The organism is Lysobacter enzymogenes, from assembly GCF_900106525.1.
GTDB lineage: Bacteria > Pseudomonadota > Gammaproteobacteria > Xanthomonadales > Xanthomonadaceae > Lysobacter > Lysobacter enzymogenes.
This window is the reverse complement of record NZ_FNOG01000004.1, coordinates 483,183-506,397: the sequence shown is the minus strand read 5'-3', so window position 1 is coordinate 506,397 and position 23,215 is coordinate 483,183. Positions and strand designations below refer to the sequence as shown.

General features: G+C 70.8%; 21 protein-coding genes, 1 tRNA gene and 1 pseudogene. 16 read left to right on the top strand and 7 right to left on the bottom strand.

What is annotated here, in order from left to right; translation table 11 throughout:
- The first annotated feature begins 181 nt into the window (after nucleotides 1–181).
- The 3 genes from BLU84_RS13100 (at nucleotide 182) to BLU84_RS13090 (ending at nucleotide 2,230) form a co-directional block, all read left to right on the top strand.
- Nucleotides 182–793: a cysteine hydrolase family protein gene (locus BLU84_RS13100; protein WP_074867491.1), complete on the top strand. Its 612-nt coding sequence runs from the start codon at nucleotides 182–184 to the stop codon at nucleotides 791–793.
- A 188-nt stretch (nucleotides 794–981) separates the two neighbouring features.
- Nucleotides 982–1,527, top strand: coding sequence for a hypothetical protein (locus BLU84_RS27195; RefSeq protein WP_074867488.1), 546 nt, complete (start codon nucleotides 982–984; stop codon nucleotides 1,525–1,527).
- Nucleotides 1,528–1,693: 166 nt separating this feature from the next.
- On the top strand, nucleotides 1,694–2,230 hold the full coding sequence (locus tag BLU84_RS13090) for a hypothetical protein (protein ID WP_074867485.1): 537 nt from the start codon (nucleotides 1,694–1,696) through the stop codon (nucleotides 2,228–2,230).
- A gap of 105 nt (nucleotides 2,231–2,335) precedes the next feature.
- Here the strand turns inward: BLU84_RS13090 and BLU84_RS27190 are convergent, their stop codons facing one another.
- The 4 genes and pseudogenes from BLU84_RS27190 to BLU84_RS28645 all read right to left on the bottom strand — a co-directional run.
- Nucleotides 2,336–2,509: a hypothetical protein gene (locus BLU84_RS27190; protein WP_170849162.1), complete on the bottom strand. Its 174-nt coding sequence runs from the start codon at nucleotides 2,507–2,509 to the stop codon at nucleotides 2,336–2,338.
- 289 nt (nucleotides 2,510–2,798) lie between these two features.
- Entirely contained in the window at nucleotides 2,799–3,296 is a 498-nt protein-coding gene (locus tag BLU84_RS13085) for a hypothetical protein (protein ID WP_074867482.1), read from the bottom strand.
- Between the two features lie 114 nt (nucleotides 3,297–3,410).
- Nucleotides 3,411–5,654 carry a DNA topoisomerase IV subunit A gene (parC, locus tag BLU84_RS13080; protein ID WP_074867478.1) on the bottom strand — a complete coding sequence of 748 codons (2,244 nt, stop codon included), beginning with the start codon at nucleotides 5,652–5,654 and terminating at the stop codon, nucleotides 3,411–3,413.
- A gap of 120 nt (nucleotides 5,655–5,774) precedes the next feature.
- Nucleotides 5,775–5,897, bottom strand: a pseudogene (locus tag BLU84_RS28645) (DUF6053 domain-containing protein); the annotation flags it as partial.
- 41 nt (nucleotides 5,898–5,938) lie between these two features.
- Here BLU84_RS28645 and BLU84_RS13075 point away from each other — a divergent pair.
- Entirely contained in the window at nucleotides 5,939–6,766 is an 828-nt protein-coding gene (locus BLU84_RS13075) for a glutaminyl-peptide cyclotransferase (RefSeq protein WP_074867474.1), read from the top strand.
- Nucleotides 6,767–6,784: 18 nt separating this feature from the next.
- Here the strand turns inward: BLU84_RS13075 and BLU84_RS13070 are convergent, their stop codons facing one another.
- A complete protein-coding gene (locus tag BLU84_RS13070; RefSeq protein WP_074867470.1) occupies nucleotides 6,785–7,354 on the bottom strand; it encodes a hypothetical protein in 570 nt (189 codons plus the stop codon).
- A 391-nt stretch (nucleotides 7,355–7,745) separates the two neighbouring features.
- Between BLU84_RS13070 and BLU84_RS13065 the strand changes: the two genes are divergently transcribed.
- Nucleotides 7,746–8,450, top strand: a complete 705-nt coding sequence (locus tag BLU84_RS13065) for a heavy metal response regulator transcription factor (protein ID WP_074867468.1) — start codon at nucleotides 7,746–7,748, stop codon at nucleotides 8,448–8,450.
- A complete protein-coding gene (locus tag BLU84_RS13060; RefSeq protein ID WP_233431129.1) occupies nucleotides 8,447–9,856 on the top strand; it encodes a heavy metal sensor histidine kinase in 1,410 nt (469 codons plus the stop codon). Before BLU84_RS13065 ends, BLU84_RS13060 begins: the two co-directional genes overlap by 4 nt.
- Before the next feature lie 293 nt (nucleotides 9,857–10,149).
- On the opposite strand, the gene rnk is transcribed toward BLU84_RS13060, so the two are convergent.
- Nucleotides 10,150–10,587 (bottom strand): nucleoside diphosphate kinase regulator, encoded by a 438-nt coding sequence (rnk, locus tag BLU84_RS13055; protein ID WP_074867466.1) that lies wholly within the window; start codon nucleotides 10,585–10,587, stop codon nucleotides 10,150–10,152.
- A gap of 489 nt (nucleotides 10,588–11,076) precedes the next feature.
- Here rnk and BLU84_RS13050 point away from each other — a divergent pair, with 489 nt between their 5' ends.
- The 9 genes from BLU84_RS13050 to BLU84_RS13010 all read left to right on the top strand — a co-directional run bounded on the left by BLU84_RS13050 (nucleotide 11,077) and on the right by BLU84_RS13010 (nucleotide 20,262).
- Entirely contained in the window at nucleotides 11,077–11,658 is a 582-nt protein-coding gene (locus BLU84_RS13050; protein WP_083382561.1) for a sigma-70 family RNA polymerase sigma factor, read from the top strand.
- A gap of 6 nt (nucleotides 11,659–11,664) precedes the next feature.
- Nucleotides 11,665–12,420 carry an anti-sigma factor gene (locus BLU84_RS13045; RefSeq protein WP_074867463.1) on the top strand — a complete coding sequence of 252 codons (756 nt, stop codon included), beginning with the start codon at nucleotides 11,665–11,667 and terminating at the stop codon, nucleotides 12,418–12,420.
- A 150-nt stretch (nucleotides 12,421–12,570) separates the two neighbouring features.
- Nucleotides 12,571–12,655: transfer RNA gene (locus BLU84_RS13040), tRNA-Leu, on the top strand.
- 444 nt (nucleotides 12,656–13,099) lie between these two features.
- On the top strand, nucleotides 13,100–13,789 hold the full coding sequence (locus tag BLU84_RS13035; RefSeq protein WP_074867462.1) for a winged helix-turn-helix domain-containing protein: 690 nt from the start codon (nucleotides 13,100–13,102) through the stop codon (nucleotides 13,787–13,789).
- Nucleotides 13,786–15,186 carry an ATP-binding protein gene (locus tag BLU84_RS13030; protein WP_083382543.1) on the top strand — a complete coding sequence of 467 codons (1,401 nt, stop codon included), beginning with the start codon at nucleotides 13,786–13,788 and terminating at the stop codon, nucleotides 15,184–15,186. Before BLU84_RS13035 ends, BLU84_RS13030 begins: the two co-directional genes overlap by 4 nt.
- Before the next feature lie 221 nt (nucleotides 15,187–15,407).
- A complete protein-coding gene (locus BLU84_RS13025; protein ID WP_074867461.1) occupies nucleotides 15,408–16,028 on the top strand; it encodes a porin family protein in 621 nt (206 codons plus the stop codon).
- A gap of 119 nt (nucleotides 16,029–16,147) precedes the next feature.
- Nucleotides 16,148–18,151 (top strand): asparagine synthase (glutamine-hydrolyzing), encoded by a 2,004-nt coding sequence (gene asnB / locus BLU84_RS13020; RefSeq protein WP_074867460.1) that lies wholly within the window; start codon nucleotides 16,148–16,150, stop codon nucleotides 18,149–18,151.
- A gap of 73 nt (nucleotides 18,152–18,224) precedes the next feature.
- The gene (locus BLU84_RS13015) at nucleotides 18,225–19,133 is read left to right on the top strand and encodes a LysR family transcriptional regulator (RefSeq protein ID WP_074867459.1); all 909 of its coding nucleotides are present in this window, start codon (nucleotides 18,225–18,227) and stop codon (nucleotides 19,131–19,133) included.
- 154 nt (nucleotides 19,134–19,287) lie between these two features.
- Nucleotides 19,288–20,262 carry a cyclase family protein gene (locus BLU84_RS13010; RefSeq protein ID WP_074867938.1) on the top strand — a complete coding sequence of 325 codons (975 nt, stop codon included), beginning with the start codon at nucleotides 19,288–19,290 and terminating at the stop codon, nucleotides 20,260–20,262.
- Between the two features lie 128 nt (nucleotides 20,263–20,390).
- On the opposite strand, the gene BLU84_RS13005 is transcribed toward BLU84_RS13010, so the two are convergent.
- The gene (locus tag BLU84_RS13005; RefSeq protein WP_074867458.1) at nucleotides 20,391–20,867 is read right to left on the bottom strand and encodes a hypothetical protein; all 477 of its coding nucleotides are present in this window, start codon (nucleotides 20,865–20,867) and stop codon (nucleotides 20,391–20,393) included.
- A 446-nt stretch (nucleotides 20,868–21,313) separates the two neighbouring features.
- On the opposite strand from BLU84_RS13005, the gene BLU84_RS25515 reads away from it, so the two are divergent.
- Nucleotides 21,314–23,152, top strand: coding sequence for a SpoIID/LytB domain-containing protein (locus tag BLU84_RS25515; protein WP_170849161.1), 1,839 nt, complete (start codon nucleotides 21,314–21,316; stop codon nucleotides 23,150–23,152).
- Nucleotides 23,153–23,215 lie beyond the last annotated feature (63 nt).

Below are 23,215 nucleotides of genomic sequence, written 5' to 3'. Positions count from 1 at the left end.
AGCACTCGGCTTAATGGCCGCGCCGCGGACGCTGGCCTACATTGCGCTGCGTCCGTTGATCGCCTGCCGCACGCGCAGCGATTCGGACCGCCATCGCCGCGCGCCCCGACACGAATCGAACCGAAGGCCGAAGCGCCGTCGGACGGGCGCGCGTTTCGTTCGATCCTGCAAGGAGTTGCCCATGAACCATCCCACCCTGCGCACCATCGGCGGCGCCGCCGCGCCGCAATCGCTCGCCGCCGGCCGCACCGCGCTGCTCGTCGTCGATTTCCAGAACGAATACTTCAGCGGCCGCATGCCGCTACCGGGCGGCGCTGCGGCGCTGCGCAACGCGCGCGCGCTGGTCGAGCACGCCGATGCCCACGGCCTGCCGGTCTTCCATATCCAGCATGTGACCCCGCCCGATGCGCCGGTGTTCGCCGAGAACGGCGACGGCGTGCGCTTCCACGCCGAACTGCAGCCGGCCGCGCACCATCGCGTGGTGCGCAAGACCTCGGTCAGCGTGTTTCCGACCACCGACATCGAACAGCAACTCAAGCAGGCCGGCATCGACACCTTGGTGATCGCGGGATTGATGACCCACGCCTGCGTCGCCGGCGCCGCGCGCGACGCGGTGCCGCTGGGTTTCGAGGTGATCGTCGCCGGCGACGCCTGCGCCACCCGCGATCTCGACAACGGCGATGGCACGGTGCTGGCGCATGCGGACCTGCATCGCGCCGCGCTGGCGTCGATCGCCGACACCTTCGGCGAAGTGATGCATACCGCGCAGGTGCTGGCCTTGCCGGTGCGTTGATCGCGCTGCATTGATCGCGCCGCGCCGCCCGACGCGGACCGGCGGCGCGGCGGCCGCGCGTCGCCGCCGGTGCTGCGTGCTACGCTGCGGCCGGGTCGCGCCGAGCCGTGCCGGTTTTGTGCGAAGCCCATCAAGGACACCCGGCCGCGATCTCGCGCCGGGCCGCCGAAGGACTCAGAGGCCGCCGCATGAATCACCCGACCTTTCGCGCCGAAATCGACAAGCTGCGGATCCTGTCGGCGGTGGCGTTCCTGCTCGCGCTGGGCATCGCCTGCGCCTATCTGCTGCTGCGCGGTCCCGACCCGGACAGCGCCCGGGCGATGCTGCGCGATCCGCGCATCTTCTATCCGGCGGTGGGACTGGGCGGCGCCTTGTTCCTGGGCCTGGCCGCGTTCGGCGCGGCGAAACTGCGCGGCGGCAGCCCGCTGCGGGCCGGCCCCGAGGGCCTGGACTTGAATGGCGCTATCCGCATCGCCTGGCGCGACATCGACCGCGTCGAGCCGTACTACGACTTCACCGATCCGGCCTTGCACGGCTACAAGGTCGTGCTCAAGGACGCCGACCGCTTCCTCGCCGCGCACCGCGATCATCGCCTCTATCGGCGCATGCTGTCCGCGCACCAGACCGCCGGCTCGCCGGTGATCGTCTACACCAACAGCCTGCGCTACGACCCGCAGCGGTTCGACGAAGTGGTCGAGCATTACCTGCGCGAGAGCGAAGCGCGGCTCGCCTAGAGCCTGCGCGCGGCGCGACGGCCGCCGCGGCGATGAGTAGGTCGACATTGCGCCGAGCGGCGCAGCGCTCAATTCGCCCGAACCCCGATGCCCGCGTTCGCCGCGACGATGCCGCGCCGCCGGCGCGCATCCGAAAATTTTTCCCCCAACCTCGATGGAGAGTCACATGCCCACCCACATCCGCCGAATCGCTGCGCTCGCAGTCGCCTGCGCCGCCGCGATGCCGCTGGCGTCGCTGGCCCAGAACGACACCGCCAAGGCGCTGGCCGATTTCGTCGAATGCAAACTCAGCGCCGAGCAGGTCGCCCAGTTCAACCAGAAGCTCCATGCCGAGGAGTTCGCCGGCTTCGCCCAGAGCGACGACGGCGGCTCGGCCGCGCTGATGCTGTGGAAGTCGGCGCAGCCGGTGTCGGCCTGGGGCGAGAACTCGGCCTACATCAACTTCCCCAGCCGCAAGGAGATGCATCTGGCATTCAAGGTGCCCGAAGGCCAGGAAATCAAGGTCGGCGAAGCGCTGGCCGCGCGCATCGGCGGGATGAAGCCGCGCCCGGACCTCGAAGCGATGAAGGAAACTTACGACTGGAAGGGCATGGACTCGCGCAAGCCCTTGGGCGCCGACAAGACCGTGCGCGTGCTGGTCGATGTGAGCTATGCGCCGGGCTGGGTCACGGTCGGCTGCGGCTACGGCGACGCGATTCAGTAAACCGCCCGCACCGTCGGATCGATTCACGCCCGCGGGCCGGCGCCTCAGCCGCCGGCCCGCGCGGAAACGCGCGCAGAAGCAACGCCTGCGTGCGCCGGCCGCCGATCAGCCGCCGGCGTCGCCGCCGCGCCCGGCGACCAGCTTGTCGACGATGGCGTTGTACAAGGACGCGACGAACTCGGCGTCGCCGCCGGTGTCCTCGCTCATGGCGTACTGCCCGCTGGCCAGCATCCCCGCGGCGAGATGCGCCGCGATCTGTTCGGCTTTTTCGCGATTCATATCCGTCTCCACTCCATGTCAGTGCGCGGCCTCGCCGCGCCGCGCCGACGGCGCGTGCACCCAGGCTACGTCCGCTCGCGCTTGCGCGGGTTGGCGCAAATGGAATGGTTCGGCCCAGCGGCAGCGTTCGGGCAGGGTAGGCAAGGCGGCCTCGCCAGAGTCGGCAAGCTCCGGCGAGCCCAATCATGAGGAGCCGTCAAGCCGCTGCGGATGCGGCCAAGCTGCGCTCGGTCCGTCGAGCCCGCGGCCGATAGACGCGCGCAGTCGCTGCCGATAGAAGAGCGTCGCCTCAACCGACAACGGGGCGCTGCGCCCTCTTGGCGAACAAGAACCAAATCGCCGGTGCCAGATAGAACGGCAGCATGTGCCCACTGAACCCGCGGACCTGTCTCACTATCGCCTCGCGGTACTGTTGCGCGGTGAGTTCCCGAATCACGCGCCCATGCTCCTGCAGCACATACCTGCCGTCGGAAACGACGGGCGAGCCGTTGGACGCGACATTCACAAGAAAGTTGAGCCCGGCATACACCGACACTGCGATGACGACGGCGACCGCCCACCGGGGCAGTTTGCCGGGCAGTCCAACGATGTTGCGTTGTTCGGGCGGGATGCGGTAGGTCTCGAGCACCAACGGTGCGAATACCACGGGCAGGGCGAGCGCGAGCAGATGTTGGCCGCCGGGCAGGTCCAGGGTGTAACCCCAGAACGTGCGCAAGTGCACGATCAAGCTCGCTGCGAAGCCGCACAAGGCAAGCACGCCGAAAAAACCATCCAGGTACTTTCTCATCGGCTGCTTGCCCCGGCGATCGAGATACGAGATGCGAAGCTGGCGCCGCGGCGTTGCGGCAAACAACTCGCGGCTGGGCCGGCGTACCGGGCCAGCCGCGCAGTGGCGGCGGCCTTACTCGACCGCCAACCCTTCCACCTTCTGCCACCCGCGCGGCAACAACCCGCCGCGAGTCGCGCGCGCGCCGAGGTACGTGTCGAGATCCTTGAACGACAGGCTCATCGTCCGCGCTCCCGACTTCACGCTCAGCGTTTGTCCCGGCGCGACCACCGCCACCGCAACCACGCGCTCGGTGCCGAGCTTGGCCTTCGGAATATCGATGATCTTGTTGCCCTTGCCCTTGTCGAGCTCCGGCAGCTCGGCCACCGGGAACGCGAGCAGGTGGCCGACGTTGGTCACCGCGACCACGCGGTCTTGTTCGACGTCGCCGATCTGCGCCGGTTGCAGCACCTTGGCGTTCGGGGTCAGCGACAGCATCGCCTTGCCGGCCTTGTTGCGGCCGGTGAGGTTTTCGAAGCGGGTGACGAAGCCGTAGCCATGACTGCTGCCTAGAACGAAGCGCATGTCGTTGTCGCCCGCCGCCAACGCCTGGAACGACGCGCCCGCGGCCGGCGAGAAGCGCCCGGTCAGCGGCTCGCCGTTGCCGCGCGCCGACGGCAGGCCGTGGATCAGCGCCGAGTAGGCGCGGCCGGTCGAATCCAGGAACGCGACCTGCTGGGTGCTGCGCCCGCGCACGGCCGCGAGCAGGCCGTCGCCGTCGCGGTAACTCAGGGTGGACGCGTCGATCTCATGACCCTTGGCCGCGCGCACCCAGCCCTTTTCGCTGACCACCACGGTCATCGGTTCGCTGGCGACCAGTTCGGTTTCCGACAGCGCCTGCGCCGCATTGCGCGACACCAGCGGCGAGCGGCGGGCGTCGCCGAACTTCTTGGCGTCGGCCAGCAGTTCGTCCTTGATCAGCTTCTTGAGCTTGGCCTTGCTGGCGAGGGTCGCGATCAGCTGTTCGCGCTCCTTCTCCAGCTCGGCCTGCTCGCCGCGGATCTTCATCTCTTCCAGCCGCGCCAGCTGGCGCAGGCGGGTTTCCAGGATGTAGTCGGTCTGCTCTTCGGTGAGGTCGAAGCGCTTCATCAGCACCGGACGCGGTTCGTCCTCGCTGCGGATGATGCGGATGACTTCGTCGAGGTTGAGGAACGCGACCAGCAAACCCTGCAACAGGTGCAGGCGGCGCTCGACCTTCTCCAGCCGGTGATTCAGGCGGCGGGTGACGGTGTCGGCGCGGAAGCTCAGCCACTCGCTCAGGAACGCCCTCAGGCCCTTGACCTGCGGGCGGCCGTCCAGGCCGATCACGTTGAAGTTGACGCGGAAGCTGCGTTCCAGGTCGGTGGTGGCGAACAGATGGCCCATCAACTGATCGGCATCGACGCGGTTGGAGCGCGGCACCAGCACGATCCGGGTCGGATTGGCGTGGTCGGACTCGTCGCGGATGTCTTCCAGCCACGGCAGTTTCTTGGCCCGCATCTGGCTGGCGATCTGCTCGATCACCTTGCCCGGCGAGGTCTGGTAGGGCAGGGCGGTGATGACCAGGTTGGCGCCGTCCTTCTCGAACACGGCGCGGGCGCGCACGCTGCCCAGGCCGGTTTCGTACATCTGCAGCAGGTCGGCGCGCGGGGTGATGATCTCGGCCGTGGTCGGGTAGTCCGGGCCGAGCACGTGCTCGCACAGATCGCGCGTGGTCGCGTCGGGATCGTCGAGCAGGCGCACGCAGGCGCTGACCACTTCGTTCAAGTTGTGCGGCGGCACGTCGGTGGCCATGCCCACGGCGATGCCGGTGGTGCCGTTGAGCAGCAGGTGCGGCAGCCGCGCCGGCATCCAGGTCGGCTCTTCCAGGGTGCCGTCGAAGTTCGGGGTCCAGTCGACCGTGCCCTGGCCGAGCTCGCCCAGCAGCACCTCGGCGATCGGGGTCAGCTTGGACTCGGTGTAGCGCATCGCCGCGAACGACTTGGGATCGTCGCTGGAACCGAAGTTGCCCTGGCCTTCGACCAGCGGATAGCGGTAGGAGAACGGCTGCGCCATCAACACCATCGCCTCGTAGCAGGCGCTGTCGCCGTGCGGATGGTATTTGCCGATCACATCGCCCACGGTGCGCGCGGACTTCTTCGGCTTGGACTGGGCGTTCAGGCCCAGCTCGCTCATGGCGTAGACGATGCGGCGCTGCACCGGCTTGAGGCCGTCGCCCAGGAACGGCAGGGCGCGGTCCAGGACCACGTACATCGAGTAGTCCAGGTAGGCGCGTTCGGCGTATTCGCGCAGCGGGATCTGTTCGAAGCCGTGGAACGCCGTACGTACGGAATCTGTCATCTGAAACTGGCAACCGGGTGGGGCACAGGCCCGGATTCTACCCGGGAGCAGGTCGCAGGGGGTGCGACGGGGGTGAAGGCGGCGGGGCGGCCGGCGGCGACGCGAGGGGCTCGCAGCCTTTGTGGGAGGGGCTTCAGCCCCGAAGCTCTTGTGCCAGATCGCCGCGACCTGAGCGGAGGGCATCGGGGCTGAAGCCCCTCCCACAAGAGCCCTGGCGCCTGGGCGAGGCAGTCGCCGAGCCATGGCCCAAGGTATTCTGCCGCCTTGGCTCCCGGAACCCGCCCATGCCCCAGCGTCGTCCTTGCCTGCATCCGTTCGCCGTCGCCGCGTTGACCGCGGCCCTCGCCAGCGCCTGCGCGCCGACGCCGGCCGCGCCGCACGCCGCCGCCGCCGCCGCGCCGGTGTATTCCTACAAGGTGATCGCGCGCCATCCGCACGATCCGCAGGCCTTCACCCAGGGCCTGATCTGGAAGGACGGCTTTCTGTACGAGAGCACCGGCCTCAACGGCCATTCCTCGGTGCGCAAGGTCGAGCTGGCCAGCGGCCGGGTGCTGCAGCGCACGGCGCTGCCGGACGAGGTGTTCGGCGAAGGGATGACCGACCGCGGCGATCAGCTGCTGGTGCTGAGCTGGACCAACGGCGCCGGCTACGTGCTCAACCGCGCCGATTTCTCCTTCGCCGGCACCTTCCAATACCCGGGCGAGGGCTGGGGCCTGACCCGTTCGGCCGACACGATCTACATGAGCGACGGCAGCGCGCAGATCCGCCTGCTCGACCCGGCCACGCTGCGCGAGCGCTCGCGCATCCAGGTCCGCGACCAGGGCCGCGCCATCGACCAGCTCAACGAACTGGAGTGGGTCAAGGGCGAGATCTACGCCAACGTCTGGCAGAGCGACCGCATCGCCCGCATCGACCCCAAGACCGGGCAAGTGCGCGGGTGGATCGACCTGTCCGGCCTGTTGCGCCAGCACGGCAGCGGCGGCCGCGGCGCCGACGTGCTCAACGGCATCGCCTACGACGCCCAGGGCGACCGCCTGTTCGTGACCGGCAAGCTGTGGCCGGACCTGTTCCAGATCGAACTGGTGCCGCCGGCCAAGCCCGGCAAGCGCTGATCCGGCAAGCGCCGCGCCTCACACCCCGCGCAGGCGGCCGTTTTCGCTGACGTAGACCGCGCCGGCGAAGCGCGGGTGCGCGGCCTCGATGTCCTGCAGAAAACGGTGTTCGACCGAGAACAGCCGCAGCATCGAATTCCACGGCTGCGCCAGCAGTTCGATCCGGCCCTCGCGGAAGAAGCACAGCTCGTCCGCGCACAGTTCCGGGTCGGTGCTATGCCAGTGGTTGAAGCCGGTGCGGCCGAGCAGATACGCGGTGTAGGCGTTGAAGTCGCAGACCTGCAGGTCGTAGCGTTCGCCGTCGATTTCGGTCGCCGGCAGCGCTTGCGCCGCGTCCAGTTCCAGCGTACGGGCGATGCCGCTGCGCAGGAAGTCCTCGCTGCCCGCGCCGAGGCGGATGCCGAAACCGAAGCCGAAGCCGATGCGGTCGTAGCGCCCGGCCAGCACCGGCGCCAGCGCGCGCCAGGTCGCATCGGGCAGACGCGCCCAGGCGTGCAGGAGGCCGTCGGATTCGAACACCGCATCGACGATCAGCGCCGCGTCGACCTGCCAGGCCGGGGCGCGCGAGGGCGGAGGGTTCGCGGTCATGCGCGGTGGGTCGTTCCTGCGACGGGGCGGCGGGGGATGCGCCGATGCTAGCGCAGCCGCCGATGCCGCCGCCGGCGCCTGCGCGTTCTTGCAACCCAGTTCGCAACCGCGGCGCCCGCGCGCAGCGGCGCAACTGACGAATTTGTCAGCGCGGCGACAGCGTGGCGTAGGCGCCGCGCGCCTACAGTGCCGCCCATGGCCCGCGTCCTCCCCTCGCAGGCCATGGGCGGCGCGTCGAGCGAGGCGCCGCCTTCCTTTTTCCCGCGCCGTCCAGGACGCCGCCCATGCCCGAACGCAGCCCTTCCGCCCGCCTGCCGCACCTGCGCGCGCCGGCGCCGGGCCGCGGCGGGGTTAGGATGACCGCAGGCCCCGTCCGCAGCCACCGCCCGCCATGAAGTTGTTGATCGTCGAAGACGAAGCCAAGACCGCCGATTACCTGCGCGACGGCCTGGCCGAGCAGGGCTGGAGCGTGGACGTGGCGCGCGACGGCAACAACGGCCTGCACCTGGCGCGCGAGTTCGACTACGACGTGATCGTGCTCGACGTGATGCTGCCCGGCCTGGACGGCTTCAGCGTGCTGCGCGAGCTGCGCCTGCGCAAACAGACCCCGGTGATCATGCTGACCGCGCGCGACCGCATCGACGACCGCGTGCACGGCCTGGGCGCCGGCGCCGACGATTACCTGGTGAAACCCTTCTCCTTCATCGAACTGCTGGCGCGGCTGCAGGCGCTGGTGCGGCGCGGCCGCCAACAGGAGCCGACCGAACTGAGCATCGGCGACCTGCAGATCAACCTGATCGCGCGCCGCGCCTTCCGCGACGGCAACCGCCTGGACCTGACCGGCAAGGAATTCGCCCTGCTCGCGCTGCTGGCCCAGCGCCGCGGCCAGATCCTGTCCAAGACGGTGATCGCCGCGCAGGTGTGGGACATCAACTTCGACAGCAACACCAACGTGGTCGAGGTGGCGATCAAGCGCTTGCGCGCCAAGATCGACGGCCCGTTCCGCAGCAAGCTGCTGCACACCGTGCGCGGCATGGGCTATGTGCTGGAAACGCGCGAGGACGAGGACGCCGGCAGCGCGAGGTCGCCGGCGTGACGCCGTGGCGCGAGCTGCCGATCGCCCGGCGCCTGGCGGCGATGTTCGCCGGCGCCGCGCTGCTGGTGTTCGCCCTGGTCGGCGTCGCGCTGTATCAGGTGCTGCAGACCCAGATCGTGCGCTATCAGCACGCCGAGCTGGAAACCAAACTGCGCTACGTCGCCGGCAGCGTCGGCGCCTGCGACCTGCGCGAGCGTTGGCACAAGGTCGAGGACAAGGTCGAGAGCATGGTCTCCAGCGACCGCAGCACCAAGGTCTGGGCCTGGAGCGACAGCGATCTGTTCCGGATCGGCCCGGCCGCGCCGCAAGTCGAGGCCGCGCGCGGCGCCGCCGACCGCGGCATGGGCCGGCTGTGGCTGGACGACAGCGACGCGCCGTACCGGGTGCTGGCGCAGGCGATCCCGGCCAAGGGCGAGCGGCCGTCGGTGCAGGTGTGGGTGGCGATCGATTCGCAGCCTTATCGCGCCGCGCTGCGCAGCTTCGCCTTCGCCCTGGTCGCGCTCGGCCTGGGCGGCGCCGCGCTGGTGGCGCTGCTCGGGCACTGGATCGCCCGGGTCGGCCTGCGCCCGCTGCAGCGCTTGTCGGAGCAAGCGCAGCGGCTGAGCCCGAGCAAGCTGTCGCAGCGCCTGCAACCGACCGACCTGCCGCCGGAACTGGGCCGGCTGACCGACGCGTTCAACGGCGCGCTCGACCGCCTGGAAGCCGCCTACACCCGGCTGGAAGCGTTCAACGCCGATGTCGCCCACGAGCTGCGCACGCCGCTGACCAACCTCATGGGCCAGACCCAGGTCGCGCTGCAGCGCCCGCGCGAGGCGCAGCGCTTGACCGAAGTGCTGACCTCGAACCTGGAAGAGCTCGAGCGCATGCGCGGCATCGTCAACGACATGCTGTTCCTCTCGCGCGCGGGGCAGGGCGACATCGCCCTGGACCGGGTCTGCGTGCCGCTGGCGACGGAAGTGGCCAAGACCGGCGAATTCCTCGAATACCTGCTGGAAGAGGCCGGCATGCGCCTGCGCATCGACGGCGCCGCCGACGCCTGGATCGACACCTCGCTGTTCCGCCGGGCGATGACCAACCTGCTGCACAACGCGGTGCAGCACGCCGCGCCGGGTTCGGAGATCGTGGTGGAAGTGCGCGGCGGCGACGGCGCGGCCGGCGACTGCGGCAACGGCGCCAGCGTGGCGGTGCGCAACCACGGCAAGAGCGTGGAGCCGCAGCACCTGGCGCGGATGTTCGACCGCTTCTACCGCGTCGACGCCGCGCGCGAGCACGGCGGCGAACGCCATCACGGCCTGGGCCTGTCGATCGTCAAGGCGATCGCCTCGTTGCACGGCGGCAGTGTGTTCGCCGCCAGCGGCGACGGCCAGACCACGGTCGGCTTCAGCCTGGCCCCGCCGGCGGCGTAGCGCCGGCGGCTGCGTGCGCGGCTGCATCGCCTCCCGCCTGCCGCCCCTCCCGACTCCGTCATTCCGGCGAAAGCCGGAACCCATTTTGCGTTTGCCTTTGCTGTTGACCGCGTTTCTCGATCAGCCAAGAAACATCGCCTGCAGAGCAGCGGTGGCAGCAGCAAAAGCAAAATGGGTTCCGGCTTTCGCCGGAATGACGGAGTGTGGGGTTCTACAGTCTCCGGCAGCGCCGGATTGCTTCGCGCGCGGCGCCGACCCGGCTTCATCGCGCGGCATCGGCGCTCAACGCGCGCTTAGCGATGCAGGTCGCCGGCGGCTTCGGGCTGGTAGCGCAGCGCCAGCACCCGCAGCGAGGTGTTGCGTCCGCCCGGCAGCGGCCACTGGATGCTCGCGCCGATGCGCAGGCCGAGCAGGGCGCTGCCGACCGGGGCCAGGATCGAGATGCGTTGCGCGCTGCCGTCGGCGTCGCGCGGGTAGACCAGCGCGGCTTCGCGCTCTTCGCCGCTGTCCTCGTCGAGGAAGCGGATCACCGAATTCATGGTGATGACGTCGTCCGGCATCTGCGCCGGTTCGCGCAGTTCGGCGCGGTCGAGTTCGCGGCGCAGGCCGCTGGTGTCCAGGCCGGCGGCCTGCGGGGTTTCCAGCAAGGCTTCCAGGCGCTCGCAATCCAGGCGCGAGACGATCAGCGGCGGCGGCAGGCCGGAGGGGTGGGGCAGGTGACGCTCGTTCATGGCAGGCTCCAAAGCAAGAGCGGGCGGCGCCGACGCGCCGCCCGCAATGGGGTGTGCGCCGACCATAGCCGGCGCGTGCGCGCGCATCAAGCCGCGTGCGCCGATTCGCGATCGGTTTCTCTCGAGTCGGTATCGCGCCGGTCCCGTGGCGGCGCAGCGTACGCAAGCTCGCGCGGCGAAGGCTTGCGAGTCGCGCCCCGCGCGTTAGCCCGCGCCTGCACCGGCCCGCGCCTGCATCCGCGCCGCATTGCGCCCCGTATCCCCGATCAAGCCCCGGGCCGCGCCCGCGATCGAGCCTCCGCCATGCCGGTTCCGCCTCTCGTCACTGTCTACCCGCCGCCGCGCTGGCATGCTCGGCGCGACGCCGGCGAGGCGGCCGCGCGGTTTCCGGGGCGTCCGCCGCCGCGCGCAGGTTTGCCGAATCTGTTCGCCGGCTGGCTAGAATCCCCGCATTCGCGCGCCGAGCCGGCGTGCACCTTCGAGGCGCAGATGACCGAACTCACGGCCCCGCAGTCCGCCCTTTCCGATCCCGCCGACGACCCCGCCGCCGAGTTGCTCGGCGCGATCGCGCGCGGCGACCGCGCCGCGTTCGAGCGGCTCTACCGCGACACCTCCGCGCGCCTGTTCGGCGTGTGCCTGCGCCTGCTGCCCGAGCGCGCCGAGGCCGAGGACGTGCTGCAGGAGGTCTACGCCACGGTCTGGCGCAAGGCCGGCCAGTTCGACGCCGGCCGCGCCAGCGCCGCGGTGTGGCTGGCGATGATCGCGCGCAACAAGGCCATCGACCGCCTGCGCGCCTCGCCGTCGCTGCGGCGCGCGCCGCTGGAGCTGATGGACGAGATCGCCGACGCCGCGCCGACGCCGTCGGCGCAGGCCGAGAGCGCCGACGAGAACGAGCGCCTGCGCCGTTGCCTGGACGAGCTCGACGCGCGCCGCCGCGGCCTGATACGCACTGCGTTCTTCGACGGCAGCACCTACGAGGAACTGGCCCAGCGCACCGGCTCGCCGCTGGGCAGCGTCAAGAGCTGGATCCGGCGCGGGCTGATCCAACTGCGCGTCTGCCTGGAGCGCTGAGCCGCCATGGACATCCGCGAACACGATATCGACCGCGAACCGCCCGGCGCCGACGTGCACGCCGGCGAATACGTGCTGGGCGTGTTGAACGAGCGCGAACGCCGGCTGGCGGAATTGCGCGTGGAAACCGACCCGTCCTTCGCCCAGTTGGTCCAGCAGTGGCAGCGGCGCCTGGCCGCGCTGCTGGAAGAGATCGAACCGGTCGCCGCACCCGCGCAGTTGTGGGCGCGCCTGCGCGTGCGCCTGGGCTGGTCGCCGGCGCAGGGCGAGCGCCCGCGCGGGCTGTGGCACAGCGCCGGCTTCTGGCGCGGCGCGGCTGCGGCCGCCGCGGCGCTGGCCGCGGTGGCGCTGTGGAGCGATCGCGCGCCGTCGCCGTCGCCGCCCAAGGTGGCGCAGCAACCGCCGGTGATGATCGAGCACCAGCCCGCGTTCCCGGTCACCCGGCTCGCGCGCGACGACGGCAGCGCCGGCTGGCTGGCTTCGATCGACCAGCGCCACGCCAAGGTCATGACCATGCCGGTGCCCGCGCCGCAGGATCCGCAGGGCCGCGTCGCCGAACTGTGGCTGATTCCCAAGGGCGAGCCGCCGCGTTCGCTGGGCCTGATTTCGACCGAATGGGCCGACTCGGTGAAGGTACCGGCCGAGGCCGTGGCCAAGCTCGCCGCCGGCGCGACCCTGGCGATCACCCTGGAACCCAAGGGCGGCGCCCCGCACGGCGTGCCGACCGGGCCGGTGGTGGCGAAAGGCAACATCGCGTTGTGATTGCGCCGGCGCGCGCAGGTCGCGAGGGGCCGGTCCGGCTCTCGCGGCGGAGTGCGAAAATTTTTTGAAATAACCGTTGACAGCCGCGTCCTCGCAACGCAACATACGCCTCCTCGCAGCGGCGCCGGTTCATCGGCAACGAAGCGAAAGGCCCAGGTGGCGGAATTGGTAGACGCACTAGTTTCAGGTACTAGCGGGTAAAACCGTGGAGGTTCGAGTCCTCTCCTGGGCACCACTACATAGCTTCGGCGCACCGCGACGAAGCGAACAAAAAACCCCGCGAAAGCGGGGTTTTTTGTTTGCGCGCGAGAAAAGCGGCGCGCGCGCATCGCGGTGATCGCGCGCTAACGCCGGGTATCGCATGGGACCGGACCGCGCCGACGTATCCGCACGTGCCGCAGCGCCGAATCGATCCCGCCGCAGCCCCCGCGATCGAGCCCAAACGCCGGGTTTTCGCGCCTGCGCCGGCGGCCGCGCCACAGCGTCGGCACCGGCCGCCTGCCTGAACGCCGCGCCCGCTACCAGTCAGGTCTCCGACTTCCGGCTGAAGCGGGCGGGGGCCGGAACGATTCAACTGCGGCCCGGCGGGCAATACTTGACCGCTTAACGCCCGGCCCCCGCGCCGCGGCGCAGCGCACGCCCGCCGCGCGGGCGCGCTCGCACTCCCGGCTGCGTGGTTATGACCGATATCCTGCTCATCGAAGACGACGAACGCCTTGGCTCGCTGGTAGCCAATTACCTGGGCAAACACGGTTACGACGTGGCCCTGGAAACCGACGGCGCGCGCGCGGTCGCCGCGATCCTGGAACTGCAACCGGCGGTGGTGCTGCTGGACTTGTCGCTGCCGGGGCAGGACGGGTTCGAGATCTGCCGGGCGGTGCGTTCGCGCTACGCCGGGGTGATCTGCATGCTGACCGCGCGCACCGACGACATCGACCAGGTGCTGGGCCTGGAGCTGGGCGCGGACGACTACATCGGCAAGCCGATCGAGCCGCGCGTGCTGCTGGCGCGGCTGCGCGCGCATCTGCGCCGCGATCACGCCGCGCGCCACAGCGGCCGGGTGATGCGTTTCGGCCAGTTGCGCATCGATTGCGAAACCCGCGAGGCGACCCTGCGCGAGGCGCGCATCGACCTGACCACGGCCGAGTTCGACCTGCTGGTGCTGCTGGCCGGCCGCGCCGGCCAGATCCTGAGCCGCGACGATTTGCTGCAGGCGCTGCGCGGCATCCAGTTCGACGGGCTCGACCGCTCCATCGACGCGCGCATTTCGCGCCTGCGGCGCAAGCTCGGCGATCTGGCCGAGGAGCCCGAGCGGATCAAGACCGTGCGCGGCAAGGGTTATCTGTTCAATCGGGCCGCCTGGGAATGACCGCGGCGCAATGGCTGCGGCAGTGGCTGCCGCGCAAGCCGGGCTCGGCCGACGCCGGCTGCGCCCGCTTCGATCCGGCCAAGCCCGCTCCGGCCAAGCAGGGCCACTTCGGCCTGTTCGTGCGCTATTACCTGATCGTGGTGCTGATCTACGCCCTGGTCGTGGTCGGCGGCATCTCGGCCTGGCTCAGCATTACCGCCGAGAACAGCCGCGGCTACGGCGAGGCGCAGCTGCGCGGCACCCACTACCTGATCGAGCAGCGCTACCTCGGCGCGCCGCGCGAGGAATGGCCGGCGCTGGGCGAGGAACTGAGCGAGCACTTCGCCTATCCGGTGCGGCTGGCGCCGCTGGCGGAACTGCGCGAGACGCTGACCCCGCGCGAGTACGAACGCCTGCTGCGCGGTGAAGTGGTGATGGAAAGCGAGGACGAGGCCTACACCTATCAGCGCCTGCCCGGCAGCGACCAGGCCGTGGCGCTGGGCAATTTCGACGATGTGATGGTGCAGGGCGTGCCGTGGAGCGACCTGGACCTGATCGATTCGATCGTGATCCTGGCGATGTACTTCCTCGCCATCGCGCTGCCGCTGTATTTCCTGGTCTACCGCTTCTGGCGCGACCTGCGCCGGCTGCGCACCACCGCCGAGGCGCTGAGCGCGGGCGAGCTGGACGCGCGCGCGCCGGAGGTCACCACGCGCCTGGTCAATCCGCTCGGCCACGCGCTCAACCAGATGGCCGGGCAGGTGCAGCAGGTGCTGGAAAGCCAGCGCATCCTGGCCCAGGCGGTGGCGCACGAGATCCGCACGCCGCTGGCGCGCATGCGCTTCGGTCTGGAGATGCTCGAGCAGGCCGGCGGCGACGAGGAGCGCGCGCATCTGCGCGAAGGCCTGGAAACCGACATCCAGCGGCTGGAGCATCTGGCCTCGCACAGCGTGGCCTATGCGCGGATCGGGCGCATGGTCGGGATCGAGCGCGCGCCGGTGTCGGTGAGCGCGCTGCTGGCCGATCTGGCCGATGTGTTCGATCCCGAGCCGCCGCTGCTGCTGAGCTTCGACAGCGGCGGCATCGACAGCCTGTCGGCGCATCGCGAGGCGTTGGAGCTGGCGCTGCGCAATCTGATCGGCAACGCCCTGCGCCATGCGCGCACGCGCGTGGCGGTGAGCGCGGCGCGCACCGACGAGGGCTATGCGCTGTGCGTGGACGACGACGGCGAGGGCGTGCCCGAGGCCGAACGCGAGCGCGTGTTCCAGCCGTTCGCGCAATTGCGCAAGCACCCCGAAGGCTTCGGCCTGGGCCTGGCGCTGGTGCGGGTGGTCGCGGAGAAGCACGGCGGCCGCGCCACGGTCGGCGAATCGGCGCTGGGCGGGGCGCGCTTTCGCATCGATCTGCCGGCGCAGTAAGCGCACCCGCGCGCCGCGTGCGCGTTCGCAACGGCGGCGCGCGGCGTCGTAAGCTCTCCCCGCTGGCGGCCGATCGGGCCGCCGCAGCGCCGCCCCCTTCGCCGGTAACACTCCGTTACCGAGCGTCGCCGGCCGTCACTCGCGCGCCCTGATACTGCAACTGACGTCGCGCTTCCCGCGCCGCAGCATGGTTCCGTCCCCCACGACGGAGCATTTCCCCCATGCAACGCAAGCTGTTCGCGCTGAGCGCCGCCGCGCTCGCGCTGAGCCTCTCGACCGCCGCCAACGCCCAGGGCGCCGGCGATCGCGAGGGTTTCTACGTATTCGGCGGCGTCGGCGCCGCGATGACCCAATGGGACGCCAAGCGTTCGGCCGTGCCGGCCGGGCAGAAGCGCAGCCAGGACAAGACCGGCACCAGCTACGTGCTCGGCGGCGGCTACCGCTTCAACCAGTACTTCGCCGTGGAAGGCTCCTACCACGACATGGTCAGCGAGGTCAGCCGTCGCGGCGTCGGCGATTACGACACCCGCACGCTGCAGCTCAGCGCGCTGGGCATCGTGCCGATCGGCGAGCGCTTCGAAGTGTTCGGCAAGATCTCGGCCGGGCGCGCGCGCAACGAATTCAGCCCGGTGCGCGGCGCGGTCGGCCTGAGCAAGGCCAGCGAGAGCGTCAACATCGCCTCGCTCGGCATCGGCGCCAACTACCACTTCAACGATCAGCTCGCCCTGCGCCTGGACGTCACCGGCCTGAGCAAGGCCGACGGCGGCAGCTTCCGCCGCAAGGCCGGCGCCGACGACATCAAGACCGGCGAAGCCAGCCTGAGCGTGATGTACCGCTTCTGATCCGCCCCCGCCGGCGGAAGCGGCGCGTCCGCTTCCGCCGCGTTCTCCTTCCGCCGAGCGCGCCTGATGACTATCGCGACCCGCCGTCTTTCCCCTCGACGCAGCGCCCGGAGGCCGGCATGAGCGGCCTGGCCGGGCTGTGGCGCGCGCAGCCGGATTGGGACGACGAGCGCCTGCGTTATTGCATGCGCTCGATGATCCACGCCTTGCAGCACCGCGGCGCGCATTCGCACGAGGTGTGGAGCGACCCCGCCGCCGGCGTCGCCGTCGGCCATTGCCGCGACCGCCACGGCGCCGCGCAACCGGTGGCCAGCGCCGACGGCCGCTATCTGCTGAGCCTGGACGGCGCGCTGTACCAGCGCGAGTCGCTGCACCGCGCGCTGATCGCGTCCGACGCGGTCGGCGAGCAGGCCAGCGACGCCGAACTGGTGCTCGCCGCGATCGTGCGCTGGGGCCTGCGCCGCGCGCTGGCGCGCTGCGACGGTGCGTTCGCGCTGAGCCTGTGGGACCGCCAGGAGCGGCAGCTGTGGCTGGCCCGCGACCGGGTCGGCGAGCGCCCGCTGTATTACGGCTGGGTCGGCGGCGATTTCGCCTACGGCTCCGAACTCAAGGCGCTGCACCGCCATCCCGGCTTCGACGCGCCGGTGGACCGCGATGCGCTGAGCCTGTTGCTGCGTTACGACTACATTCCCGCGCCGTTCTCGATCCATCGCGGCGTGTTCAAGCTCGCCCCCGGCACCTTGCTGCGCATGAACTTCCAGGCCGTGCGCGCCGGCGCCGGCGCGCACCAGCCCGAGCGCGACGCGCAGACTTACTGGTGCCCGCGCCAGCGCATGGCCGAGGCGATCGAGCTGCGCGGCGAGATCGGCGTGGATGAAGCCGTCGATCAGCTCGAAATCCTGCTGCAACAGGCGGTCAGCGCGCGCATGCGCGCGCCGTGCGCGGTCGGCGCGTTCCTGTCCGGCGGCACCGATTCCTCGCTGGTCACCGCGATGATGCAGGCGCAGTCCTCGGTGCCGGTGGACAGCTACGCCATCGGCTTCGACGACGACCGCCACGACGAGAGCGACTGGGCGCGCAAGGTGGCGCGCGCGCTGGGCACCCGCCATACCGAACACCGGGTCGGCGGGCGTGAGGCGCTGGAGGCGATCGAACGCCTGCCGCAGGTGTGGTGCGAACCTTTCGCCGATTCCTCGCAGGTGCCGACCCTGATCGCCAGCGAACTGGTGGCGCGGCGCAGCCCCATCGCCCTGACCGGCGACGGCGGCGACGAACTGTTCTTCGGCCACTCGGCCTATTGCCGCGCGGTGCGCAACGCGCGCTGGAAAGCGCGGCTGCCGGCGCCGCTGCGCCGGCTGGCGCCGCAACGCAGCGGCGAGCAGGCCGAGCGCGCGCGCCTGGGCGGCCTGCGCGCGCTGTGGGCGGAGCTCGGTGCGCAGCGGGTGGAAGACCATTATCTGCAGCGGGTCTCGCGCTGGCGCGACCCGGCCGCGGCGGTGCTCGGTGCGCGCGAACCGGCGACGCTGTTCTTCGACCGCGACGGCCACTTGCCGGTCGGTGACGCCGCCGACCGCGTGCAATACCTCGATTTCCGCATGGACCTGGCCCACGGCATCCTCACCAAGATCGACCGCGCCGGCAGCGCCTGCGGCCTGGAGACGCGCTCGCCGCTGCTGGACCGCAGCGTGATCGAGTTCGCCTGGTCGCTGCCGACCGCGCTCAAGCACCATCGCGGCGAGCAGAAATACGTGCTCAAGCGCCTGCTCGAACGCTACCTGCCGCAGCCGCTGATCTACCGCCCCAAGACCGGTTTCGGCGCGCCGGTCTCGCGCTGGCTGCGCGGGCCGCTGCGCGAGTGGGCCGATGCGCTGCTGGACGAATCGCGCCTGCGCCGCGAAGGCCATTTCGACGCGAGCGCGATCGCCACGTTGTGGCGCGAGTTCCAGGCCGGCGAGCGCAAGTGGCATACCCATTTGTGGAACGTGTTGATGTTCCAGGCCTGGCTGGAGCGGCATCGTTTCGCCGCGGCGCCGGCCGCGCTGACGCTGCCGGCCGAGGCCGCGCCCATCGTGCCCGCTGCGCCGCCGCGCCGCATCGGCGCCTGGGAAGGCGCGACGAGCTAGGGCCGTCGCGCTGGCCGGCGCGCGCCCGCGGCGGCATCATGGCCGCCCGCGAACGCGCAACCCCGGCTCCGACATGGATCAACTCGCGCTGATGCGCAGCTTCCGCCGGGTGGTGGAGCTGGGCGGTTTCGCCCGCGCCGCCGACGACCTGGGCCTGTCGGCCGCCGGCCTGAGCAAGCAGGTGCGCCAGCTCGAAGCGCGGCTGGGCACGGTGCTGCTCCAGCGCACCACCCGGCGCATGAGCCTCACCGACGGCGGCCGGCTGTATTTCGCCGAATGCTGCCGCCTGCTCGACGAGATCGAAGCGCTGGAGCAGCGCGTGCGCGAAGGCTCCGAGCGCGTGGACGGCCTGCTGCGGGTCAGCGCGCCGCTGTCGTTCGGCCTGTGCGTGCTGTCGCCGCTGTTGAGCCGTTTTTTGGCCGAGCATCCGCATCTGCGGTTGGACCTGGCGTTGGAGGATCGCGTCGTCGACTTGGTCGGCGAAGGCTTCGACGTGGCGGTGCGGCTGCGCGCGGAGCTGGAGGATTCCAGCTTGGTCGCGCGCCGGCTCGGCCAGGTCGGGCAGTTGCTGTGCGCGTCGCCGGACTATCTGCAGCGCCACGGCGAGCCGCGCACGCCGCAGGAGCTGTGCGGGCACGCGCTGCTGGGCTACAGCCTGTCCGAATCGCCGCGCGCCTGGCAGTTGCGCGGCGCCGACGGCGAACACGAATTCACCGTGCCGGCGCCGCGCGTGGCCGCCAACAACAGCCTGCTGCTGCGCGACCTGCTGATCGACGGCCACGGCGTGGGCAGCCTGCCGGCGTTCGTGGCGCGGCCGCAAATCGCCGCCGGCCGCCTGCGCGAGCTGCTGCCGCGCCATCGCCAGCCGCCGCGCCATGTGCATGCGGTTTACGCCACCGGCCGGCATCTGCCGGCCAAGGTGCGCGCCTTCGTCGATTTCCTCGGCGCGCAGTTGCCGGCGGCGTTGGTCGCCGACGGCTAGCGCCTGCGGTTACGAGCGCGGATTGCTGACCGCCAGCGAATAGTCCCTGCACCCGGCGCGGCTGTTTCGCCGCAAGCGCCGCGCCCAAGCTGTGTCCATGCGGCGCCGCGCCGCCCCCACCGCGCCGCCCCGGCGCGAACGCATGGAGACTTCGATGAAACTCGCCCCCACCCTTGCCGGCGCCGCGTTGGCGCTGGCTTTGACCGCCCCCGCCGGCGCCGCCGAAGTCGGCCGCAGCCCGTGGGGCGCCGACGACCAGATCGGCCGCCTCAACCTGATCACCGAACAATCGCGCGCCGCCGTGCTCGGCCGCCTGCGCGGCGGCAAGGTCTACGACCTGGCCACCGAATACTTCGTCGGCATGCCGAGCTGGCAGGCCGCCGGCGATCCGCATTACCAGTTCTGGATGACCCACACCCCGCGCGGCACCCAGGTCGACGACCCGATGCGCGTCGGCGCGGCGATGAACGCCCACACCAGCTACACCGGCACCGCGTTCTCGATGTACAGCCACACCGGCACGCATATCGACGCGCTCAACCACTTCGGCATCGGCGGGCGGATCTGGAACGGTTTCGAGGCCGACAAGCATCTCGGCGACCGCGGCTGGAACAAGGCCGGCATCGAGAAATTCCCGCCGCTGGTCGGGCGCGGGGTGATGCTCGACATCGCCGCGGCCAAGGGCGTGGACATGCTGCCCGACCAGTACCGCATCACCCGCCAGGATCTGCGCGAGGCGCTGGCCAGGCAGAAGACCGAACTGCAGCGCGGCGACATCGTGCTGATCCGCACCGGCCGGATGAAGTTGTTCGAGCAAGCCGAGGCCTACATCGCCCAGCCGCCGGGGCTGGGCATCGATGCAGCGCGCTATCTGGTGGAAGAGGCCGGGGCTATGGTGATCGGCGCCGACAACCTGAGCCTGGAGACCTTCCCCTCGGAAGTGCAGGGCGAGTACGTGCCGCTGCACACCTACCTGCTAGCCCAGCACGGCGTGCCGATCATCGAGTTGATCGCGCTGGACGAACTCTCGCGCGACAAGGTCTACGAGTTCGCCTTCATCGGCGGCCCGCTGAAGATCCGCGGCGGCGACGCCGCGCCGCTGCGGCCGGTGGCGATTCCGCTGCGCTGAGCAGTCGCACCGCTGCCGACGACGCACGACACGATCCCGGGGCCGCGCTGCGGCCCCGGGAGTCGTCGTTTCGCTGAGCTCGGCGCGAGCGCCGGTGCAGGCATTCACCGACGCCCGCGCCGCGCGGTTTACTGCGGGCACGACTCCTGCAGTTCGTAGTACTGCAGTTCCGACGGCGCTACGCCCCAGCCGCTGCCCTGGACCAGGCCGGCCGAGTCGGCGTAGGACAGGTTGATGCTCACGCCGGGGAAATCGCCGACGTTGAGGGTGGCGTACAGGCTCTTGGCGCCGCTGGTGGCGTTGTAGGCGTCCACCGCGGTCTTGAACCGCGACAGCGCCACCGAGTTGCTGGTGAAGTTGCGCAGCGAGGAGATGTCGAGCGCGAACACGTATTGCACGTTGGTCGGGCCGTAGCGGTTGACCGTGCTCGGAACGACGATGGGCTTGTTGCTCCAGTAGTGGTTGATCACGCGCAGGTCGCAGGTGCCGGCCTGCGGAAAACCGCTCGGCGCGTTGAGCCGGCCGAGCGAGGTCCAGCCGGAGGCGAGGGCGCCGTGGCTGGCCAGGGCCAGCGCGCAGAACGCAACGAAACGCTTGAAGTTCATGGGACTCCTTGTCGGAACACAGAAGGGGCGCGCCGTGGCCGGCGTCGCCCGCCGCGGTCGCGGTGCGATCGTCGGCCAGGCCATTAGCGCCGGTCGGCGTCTTACCGGGTTGGACGCGCGTCGAGGCCGGCGAGCCGCCGGTCGGGCGCAACGCCGCGTCCGTCGACGTAGCCGGACGATGTTTCGATCGACGCCCGGCCGCATCGGCGCGCGCGGCCACGGCAGTATCGGCCGCACGCATGTCGCCGCTGCGACCGCGGCGTGGCGGGTCTCGCCCGCACGCACGCGCCGGCAGTGACTGCCATCGCGATATCGCGAAGACGGCGCCGTGCGGCGCGCGATCGACAGGTCCGCGACAGCCCGGCGGCCTACAACGAAGGCCGCGGGCGCCGCCCGTTGCCTTCGCCGGCCGCGGCGGACGCATCCAGTCGATCCGGGATTCCGCCATGACTTCTCGCCGTATCCGTTTCTCCTCTCCCGGCCGCTGCCTCGCCGCCGCGCCGGCGCCGCTGGCGCGCAGCGGCCTGCCGTGGCTGGCCGGCTTCTGCACGCTGATCATGGGCAGCGCCTTCGCCGGCCAGAGCGCGCCGGTGGCGCCGGCCGCGGCAGGGGAGGCCGCACGCATCGCCGTGCGCAGCGACGCCAGCGCGGCCGCGTTCGACCTGCGCGTGCGCGACAGCGTCAGCGGCCGCGCGCTGCCGGCGCAGTTGAGCCTGGCACCGGTCGGCCGCGCCGCCGACCGCCAGAGCCTGGACCTGGCCGCCGCCGGTGGCCGCGTCGCCGGCCTGGCCCGCGGCGAGTACCGCCTGACCGTGTCCGCGCCGGGCTATCTGCCGGTGGTCACCACGGTCCATTCCGACGCTGCGCTGGGCCTGCCGACCACGGTGTGGCTGGCGCCGAAGCTCGAATCCGAGGCGCTCGACCTGCTCGCGCTCAAGGCCGCCGAATGCCGCGATTGCAGCGTGCTCAGCGGCCACGTCTACGACCAGCGCAGCGGCCAGCCCCTGGTCGGCGCGCGCGTGCGCAGCGGCCTGGGCGAGCGCGCCACCACCGATGCCGACGGCTATTTCGAAGTGCGCGGCAAGTTCGCGCAGGACGCGTCCAGGCACGAAGCGCTGCCGCCGACGACCTCGCTCGACATCGAAGCCCCGGGCTATCGCGCGCAGCGTCTGGAAGGCCTGTCGCTGGTCAACGATTCCAGCCACTTCGTCGTCGACCTGCAACGCGGCAGCGGCCGCAGCGTGGAAAAGCGCGTGCACGTCCAAGCCGACGACAATGCCGCGGCGCGGCGCGAGCGCGAGGCGGTGATGAGCAAGCTCGACGCCGACAACGCCGGCCAGGCGATGCGCGCGGGCCAGACCCTGGCCGCGGCGCAGGTGTCGGCCACCGCGGTGTCGGTGCCCTCGAGCATCCGCGTCGGCACCAGCTGCTCCGGGCGCTCGTGCTCGGGCGTGTCGGTCTACAGCCTGGAGGATTACGTCGCCAAGGGCCTGGACGAAGAGTGGATCCCATCGTGGCACGCGCAGTCGCTGGCCGCCGGCGCGGTCGCTTACCGCACCTACGGCGCCTACTTCGTCGCCCATCCGATCAGCAGCCGCTACGACATCTGCAACACCACCTCGTGCCAGGTGTTCAACGCCGACTCGGTTTCGGCCACCGTCGCCGCGGCCAAGGCCACCGCCGGGGTGATCCTCAGCCGCGACGGCAAGAGCGCGGCCTTCAGCGAATACTCCTCGGAAAACAACGCCTGGGACGACCCCAGCGACGGCCTGTCGTGCAGCAACAACGACCTGAGCTGCGGCAACGGCAACAACGGCTCGCCGCGCAACAATTGGCCGTGCCTGAGCGATTCGGTCGGCAAGGGCAAGGGCTGCTTCGGCCACGGCCGCGGCATGAGCCAGTGGGGCACCCAGCGCTGGGCGGCCAACAACGGCCGCGACTGGAAGTGGATCACCGACCACTACTTCAACAACAACGACAAGCCCGCCGGCATGCGCAACGCGTTCCGCTCCAACGGCGGCGGCTCCAACCCCGGCGGCGCGCCGGGCACGGTCGACACCAACGGCACGCCGCTCAACGTGCGCTCCGGGCCGGGCACCGGCCACTCGGTGGTCGGCACGCTCGCCGACGGCAGCAGCGTGACCATCCAATGCCAGACCAACGGCACCTCGGTCACCGGCACCTTCGGCACCAGCAGCATCTGGAACCGCATCGGCAGCGGGCGCTTCATTCCCGACGCTTACACCCAGACCGGCTCCGACTCCCGGGTCGCGCCGGATTGCTGAGCGGCGCGATGCGCGCGCGGCGCGCGGCGAGATCGCCGCGCGCCGTCACCTCCCAACTCATCC